This window comes from Streptomyces sp. NPDC000941 (assembly GCF_053599555.1).
Window position 1 is genome coordinate 1 of sequence record NZ_JBSFMM010000367.1, and the last position, 6,607, is coordinate 6,607.

Below are 6,607 nucleotides of genomic sequence, written 5' to 3' on the forward strand. Positions count from 1 at the left end.
GCCGCCCGCCCGGCCTCGTCGGCGCCCAGCGGGCCGGTGTCGATCCGCAGGACCTGGACGTACGGCGTCGGGGGCCGGGCGGGGAGGGTCACCTCCAGGGCGTCATCACGCACGGTCCACCGCGGGGGCTCGGAGGCCGCCCCGAGCAGAGTGACCCGCCGGGGCGGGGCGGGCAGCAGCCCCGCGGTCCGGCCCAGGCTGCGGATGCGCACGGTCCGGTCGTCCGGCCACGCCATGAGGAAGGCGTAGAGCACGTCCCGCGCCCGGGTGAAGCGGATGTCGCTCGCGGTGTAGGCGAGGGCCGACTCCCTCGCGCGCTCGCCGGTGACCCGGGTCGGCCCCTCGCCGTATCTCGCCCATGGGCGGGTGCCGAAGACGGCTTCGCCGCAGCGCTCGACCCATGCGCCGAGGGAGTCCAGGACGGTCGCGGTGGCGTCGTCCAGGGTGCCGTCGGGCAGCTGGGGCACGTTCAGCAGCAGGCAGCCGTTCTTGCTGACCGTGTCGACGAGCAGATGGACGATGTCGTCCGCCGTCTTGTAGCGGTAGCCGTCACAGTAGAACCAGTCGCCGATGCTGGTGTCGTACTGCCAGGGCTCTGGGTCGGTGTCGCCGAGCTGCTGTCGTTCGACGTCCAGGAGCACGGCCCCGCGGTCGCGTCCTGGCACCGTCTTGATGCTCACCACGCCCTCGGGCACCCGGTTGTAGTAGTCGGCGAGGAATTCCAGGCCACGCTCACTGGGCGGGGCGGCGGGGCAGACGCTGCCGCTGTCGAAGGGCAGCCGCGAGTCGTCGAGGTAGACCAGTTCGGGCCGGTGACGGGTGGTGACATCGCGCAGCCGGGCGTAGAAGTCGTCGATGAAGTCCGGGTCCGGCGGCTCGCCGGGGCGGCGCGGCCGGCCGTAGAGGGCCCGCGGGTCGAGCCCTTCCCACCACAGGCCCCGGCCGTCCGCGGCGGTGAGATGCCCGTCGTACGGAACACCGGCCGCGGGCCCCTCGGCGTCCGCGGCGAAGGCGGCGTCCAGCCAGCGCCACGTCCAGGAGCCGGCGTGCATGCTGACCCCGAAGCGCAGGTCCGCGCCGCGTGCCGCGGCGGCCCAGCGGGCGACGATATCGCTGCGCGGCCCGACGTTGACGGCGTTCCAGGGCTGGTGGGCGGAGTCCCACAGGTCGAAGTTGTCGCAGTGCGCCGCCATGGAGACGAAGTAGCGCGCGCCGGTGCGCCGGAAGCGGTCCATGAGCTCCTCGGGGTCGAACTTCTCCGCGCGCCACAGCCCGCACAGGTCCTTGTGGCCGAACCGGGAGGGGTGCCCGTACCGCTTGCGGTGCGCGGCGGTCTGCCGGCTCGTACGCTCCCGCTCGAACTCCTCGGTGCCGTCGTAGGGGCCGTACAGGTGGCGGGCGTACCAGTCGCCGGACCGGGCGACGGACTGCGGGCCCCAGTGCGACCAGATGCCGAGCTTGGCGTCCCGGAACCAGTCCGGGACGCGGTGGCCGCGCAGCGATCCCCAGTCGGGACGGTAGGCGGGGGTTTCCTCCGTGCTCATGAGTCTCCCTTTCCGCTGGGTGCTGCTCGTGCTGCTCGTGCTGCTCGGAACACGAAGGCGAAAGCGCACTCGGCAGGGGACAGCCGGTGCTCCGGGAGAGGGCCCGGTCCGCAGGAGGCGCTGCCGAGCCCGTACTGGGCGTGGTCGAGGTGCAGATGCGTACGGCCGTCCGGGGCGAGGTCCGTGGGATGGTCGGCCGCTTCCAAGGCCTCGGTGCTCCAGGGCCGGACCGTGAGCCCGAAGTGCGGCGTGTCCCCCGCGCCCTCGACACGCAGTCCGGCACCGGACGCGGGATCCGTGATCTCGGCCCAGCGGACGGCGGCGCGGCGGCCGTTCTCCTGCGGGACGACGTACGGGGTCTGGAGTTCGGCGACCGTCGCCGTGAACAGGCCGACGCGCGCCGCGTCCGCGCTGTCCGGGTACGCCTCGCCCGGACCCTTGCCGTACCACCGCACCTGGTCGAGCCCGGCGGGCAGCGCGAGGCGCACGCCCAGGCGCGGCAGCGTCAGCCCGTCCCAGGGGCCTTCGGGGGTGAGATGGACGGTGAGCCGCAGCCCGCCGCCGTCCGCCGTCCACACGTAACGGACGCGCAGGGCGTGCGGGAGCCCGGCCGGGGCGAGGCGGGTCTCCACCAGCAGCCGCTCGGGCCGCTCCTCGACCCGTACGGTGCGCGCCACCATGCGGTCGAGGCCCGCGGCCCGCCAGGTGCGCAGAACAGAGCTGTCCCCCATGCCGCGGTCGTTGTCGGTGGGCGCACGCCAGATGTCGAGCCACGGCCCGTCCAGGCGGAGCGCGCCGATGGCCCGCAGCGTCCCGGTCCGCCGGTCGAGGCCGAGGCCGAGGTCCAGGTCCAGGTCCAGGTCCAGGTCTGTGAGGGTGAGTCCGCTGGGACCGGAGGGCGCCGGCGGCGGGGCGCGGTGCGGGATCGGGGCCTGGGTCCAGGCGACCTCGTGACCGGGCGGCGCCCATGGTTCGCCCGCCACGAGCAGGGCCCGTACGGTCAGCCACAGTTCACCGCGCGGTGTCTCGGGCACGGGCAGCTCCGGCAGGGGGATCTCGGTGGTCTGCCGGGCGTCCAGCGGGGGGACGTCGAGCTCGCCACCCGCGATGGCCCTCCCCTCGTCCTCCAAGGTCCAGATGAACCGCAGATGCGACAGGTCGCGCAGGTCGTACCGGCTGCGGATGACGATCCGGCCGGCGTCGGGATCCGCCGTGATCCCGACGGGTTCGATGGCCTTCTTGTACGCGAGGAGCCCCGGTGACGGGGTGCGGTCGGGGAAGACCAGGCCGTCGACGCAGAAGGTGCCGCCGTGCGGGGTGTCGCCGAAGTCCCCGCCGTAGCCGAAGTACGTCCGTCCGTCGGCGGTCACGCGCCGCAGGCCGTGGTCGATCCACTCCCAGACGAAGCCGCCCGCGCAGCGCGGATGGGCCTCAAGGGCGCGCTGGTAGTCGGTGAGGGACCCGGGCCCGTTGCCCATGGCGTGCGCGTACTCGCACAGCAGGAAGGGCAGGGCGCGGCGGCGGTGTTCCAGGGCCGGTTCGGCGGCGGTCTCGGGCGGCGGTTGCTCTTCGTGGCGTCCGATGCGGGCGACCTCGTCCACCGGGGCGTACATGAGGCTGTAGAAGTCCGAGTGGCGGTAGGTGCGGTCGCGTTCGTAGTGGAGGGGGCGCGCGGGGTCGCGGGTGCGGGTCCAGTCGGCGAGGGCGGCGAAGTTGCGGCCGTGGTGGCTTTCGTTGCCGAGCGACCAGGTGACGACGCTGGGGTGGTTCTTGTCGCGCTCGACCATGCGCCGCATACGGTCGAGCAGCATCGGCCGCCAGCGGGGGTCGTCGGCCGGGTTGCCGTGCCAGGCGGCGTGGATGAAGCCGTGGGTCTCGATATCGCACTCCTCGACGACCCACAGCCCGAGTTCGTCGCACAGGTCCAGGAAGGCGGGGTGCGGGGGGTAGTGCGCGGTGCGCACCGCGTTGATGTTGTGCCGCTTCATCAGCAGCAGGTCCTCGCGCATGGTGGCGAGGGACAGCGCCCGGCCGTGGTCGGGGTCGTGTTCATGGCGGTTGACACCGCGCAGCAGCACGGGCGCGCCGTTGACGGTGAGCCGTCCGTCGCGGATGGCGACCGTACGGAATCCGATGCGCAGCCGGACGCGCTCGGCGTCGGTGGCGAGCCATCCCTCGTACAGCTTGGGCGTCTCGGCGCTCCACGGCTCGACGCCGGGCACGGTGAGCGGCACACCGGCCGGGTGTCCGGCGATGCCGAGGTCGGGGACGGTCAGCAGCGCGGGGGCGTCGGTGTCGACGCGCAGCAGACCGCGCCCGGACCGGTGGTCGTAGTCGGCGTGGACGAAGAAGTCGTCAATGCCGCCCTCCGGCCGCTCCAGCAGGGTCACCTCGCGGAAGATCCCGGGCAGCCACCACATGTCCTGGTCCTCCAGGTAGCTGCCGGAGGACCAGCGGTGGACGCGTACGGCCAGGACGTTGCGACCGGTCCTGAGCGCTTGCCCCGCGTCGAACTCGGCGGGCAGCCGGCTGCCCTTGGAGGTGCCGAGGGCCCGGCCGTTGAGCCAGACGCGGAAGCAGGAGTCGACGCCGTCGAAGCGCAGCGCGCTGCCGGGTGTCCGCCATCCCTCGGGCAGTTCGAAGGTGTACCGGTGGTCGCCGGTCGGGTTGTCGTCCGGTACGTGCGGCGGGTCGATGGGAAACGGGTAGGCGGTGTTGGTGTAGCGGGGGACGCCGTGGCCGTGCAGCACCCAGTGCGAGGGCACGGGCAGTTGTGACCAGTCGCCCGAGGGTGGTTCGGGGCCGAGGAAGTCCAGGGGAGCCTCGTCCGCGGTCGGTGACAGGCGCAGCAGCCAGCGGCCGTTCAGGCTGAGCCGGCCGGCGTCGGAGGTGAAGTGGGCCCGGGGGGCGCGGCGGCCGGTGCCGGGCGAGAAGTCTTCGTAGTAGGCGAGCATGCGTGCTCCCGAAGGCTTGGAACGCTGAACTCCGTGCTGCCGTCGCTCCGGTCCTCCGCAGCGCGGTCGTCCATATCGAGCCCACGCTGGTATGCCACCTCGGACCATGCTTTCGCACCGACGGTAAGACGGATCCCCGGAGGGCGTCAACAGCCCTGTCACATCGGGAAATTGGCATCTTCCAGCGGATTCCGCACCCTTGACGCCCCTGTGCACCGTGCCTAGCGTTGCCGTCGTTGCCCCTCACCCATGTTCGCTCCGACCTCAAGACGGCGAGACGGAACATGACTGGCATTCCAGCGACCCTGCTTCTGGAAGAGCGCGCCGAGCTGGCCATGAACGCCGTGGTCAACCTGGCCGATCCCGATCTCGGCGGCATCCCCTTCTTCAGCGCCGATCTGCGCTGCGACCCCGCGGTGCTGCTGCACGGTGACTGGGACTACGGCTCCAGCCACGGTCGGCTGACCGACGCCTGCGTGCTGGCCCGCCGTATGACCGGCGTGTCCTGGTGGTCCGATACGGAGAGCCGCTACAAGGCCACCTTGCTGGACCTGCTCGCCGAGGACGGGCTGACGTACCGGCGCCGCCATCCGCGCGGCCACTGGGAGCCGCATGCGAGCCTCATCGACCAGCGCGCCACTCTGCTCGCGCTCACCAGCTGGTACCGGGACAGCGGCGATGAGATCGTACGGCGGGCCGCCGACCGGCAGGTCGCGGCCCTGCACCGGATCGCCGTCAAGGAGCGCGCCGTCTGGTACTACCCGGCCTCCGAGTACACGCTGGAAGGCTGGCCCTCGCTGCACGCCGTCCAGCTGCGTCTGGCCCCGGACCCCGCCTCCTTCTGCGGGCGGCTGATCATGCCGCTGCTGCTCTGGCACCGGGCGACGGGCAATGAACAGGCGCTTGAGCTGTGCGGCTGGTTCACCCGGCTGATCACCGAGCACAGCGGGGTCTTTCTGCCCGACGGCTCGTTCAACGCGGCGCTCGCGTACCGCAGCGGCCACTTCCATACGCGTCTTGGCACCCTGGACGGCATCGCCCAGTACGCGGTGTTCACCGGGGACCACGCCCTGACCGCGTTCGTCCGCCGGTCCTTCGAGTGGGCGCTGTCGCAGTGCACCGCCTTCGGCTGGACCCCCGGCGACCTCGCCGGACAGCGCTTCGAGCACGAGACGTGTTCCCTGGTCGATCTCATCAGCATCGGAGCCACCCTCGCCCAGGCCGGTCACACCGGGTACTGGACGGTCGTCGAGCGCTTTCTGCGCAACCACCTGACCGCCTCCCAGCTCACCGCCGTCGACTGGGTCCGTTCGGCCCCCGACCGCTCCCGCGACATCCCGGGCTGGCTCACCCACCACCGGGTCGGCGAGCGCGTCCGCGGCGCCTTCGCCGGGTACGGCGCGCCCAACGACTACGTCTCGGACGCGGTCCTCGGCCGGGGGCACACCGCCGACGTCCAGGCGTGCTGTGTGGGGTCGGGGGTGCGCGGCCTGTTCACCGGCTGGCGCGTGGCCGTCACCGGCGACGAGCACCTGGTGCGCGTCAATCTGCTGCTCAACCGCGGCAGCCGCCTGGTGGATGTGCTCAGCCATCTGCCCTGCGAGGGCCGGGTCGATCTGCATATCCACCACGACTGCCGCGAACTGCGGCTGCGCGTGCCGGAGTGGGCCGGTTACGCCCGGCTCGCCGTCGCGCGGCGGCCCGCGACCGGCCCGGCCGGCCACGCCCGCGGACCGGAGCCGGGCCTGTGGGCGCCCGACGGGTACCTGAGCCTCGACCGCCCCCGGGCGGGCGAGCGCATCACCGTCACCTTCCCGGTCCCCGAGTCGCTGACCGAGGAGACCGCGGCCGGGTGCACATATCGCACCCGCTGGCGCGGCGACGATGTCGTGGGCATCGAGCCGGAGGGCAGGTCCCGGCCCATGTACGGCACCCGGCGGCTGGAGCCCAAGGCCCCTGAGCGCGAACACACCCTGCACATCCCCGCGAAGGAGTGGACATGGTGAACGGTCCGGGCCGTAGAGCCCTGTTGCTGACGGCGGGATCGGCCGCCGCGCTCGCCCTGGCCGCGCGTACGGCACAAGCCGCCGGCCGGAGGGACGGCGGGGC

The 6,607-nt window shown here is 72.6% G+C and carries 3 protein-coding genes; 1 reads left to right on the forward strand and 2 read right to left on the reverse strand.

The genetic code is table 11. From position 1 onward, the window contains the following. Both ACWDSL_RS50900 and ACWDSL_RS50905 read right to left on the reverse strand, forming a co-directional pair. The coding region (locus ACWDSL_RS50900) for an alpha-L-fucosidase (RefSeq protein WP_450496269.1) at positions 1-1,544 on the reverse strand (1,544 nt) is incomplete at its 3' end. Continuing rightward, on the reverse strand, positions 1,541-4,498 hold the full coding sequence (locus ACWDSL_RS50905) for a glycoside hydrolase family 2 TIM barrel-domain containing protein (protein ID WP_450496271.1): 2,958 nt from the start codon (positions 4,496-4,498) through the stop codon (positions 1,541-1,543). The genes ACWDSL_RS50905 and ACWDSL_RS50900, both read right to left, overlap by 4 nt. Before the next feature lie 284 nt (positions 4,499-4,782). Here ACWDSL_RS50905 and ACWDSL_RS50910 point away from each other — a divergent pair, with 284 nt between their 5' ends. After that, a complete protein-coding gene (locus ACWDSL_RS50910) occupies positions 4,783-6,504 on the forward strand; it encodes a hypothetical protein (protein WP_450496273.1) in 1,722 nt (573 codons plus the stop codon). Positions 6,505-6,607: the final 103 nt, after the last annotated feature.

Coding starts and splice junctions, on each gene's coding strand:
- ACWDSL_RS50905 (WP_450496271.1), bottom strand. CDS start 4,498: ATGCTCGCCTACTACGAAGACTTCTCGCCCGGCACCGGCCGCCGCGCC.
- ACWDSL_RS50910 (WP_450496273.1), top strand. CDS start 4,783: ATGACTGGCATTCCAGCGACCCTGCTTCTGGAAGAGCGCGCCGAGCTG.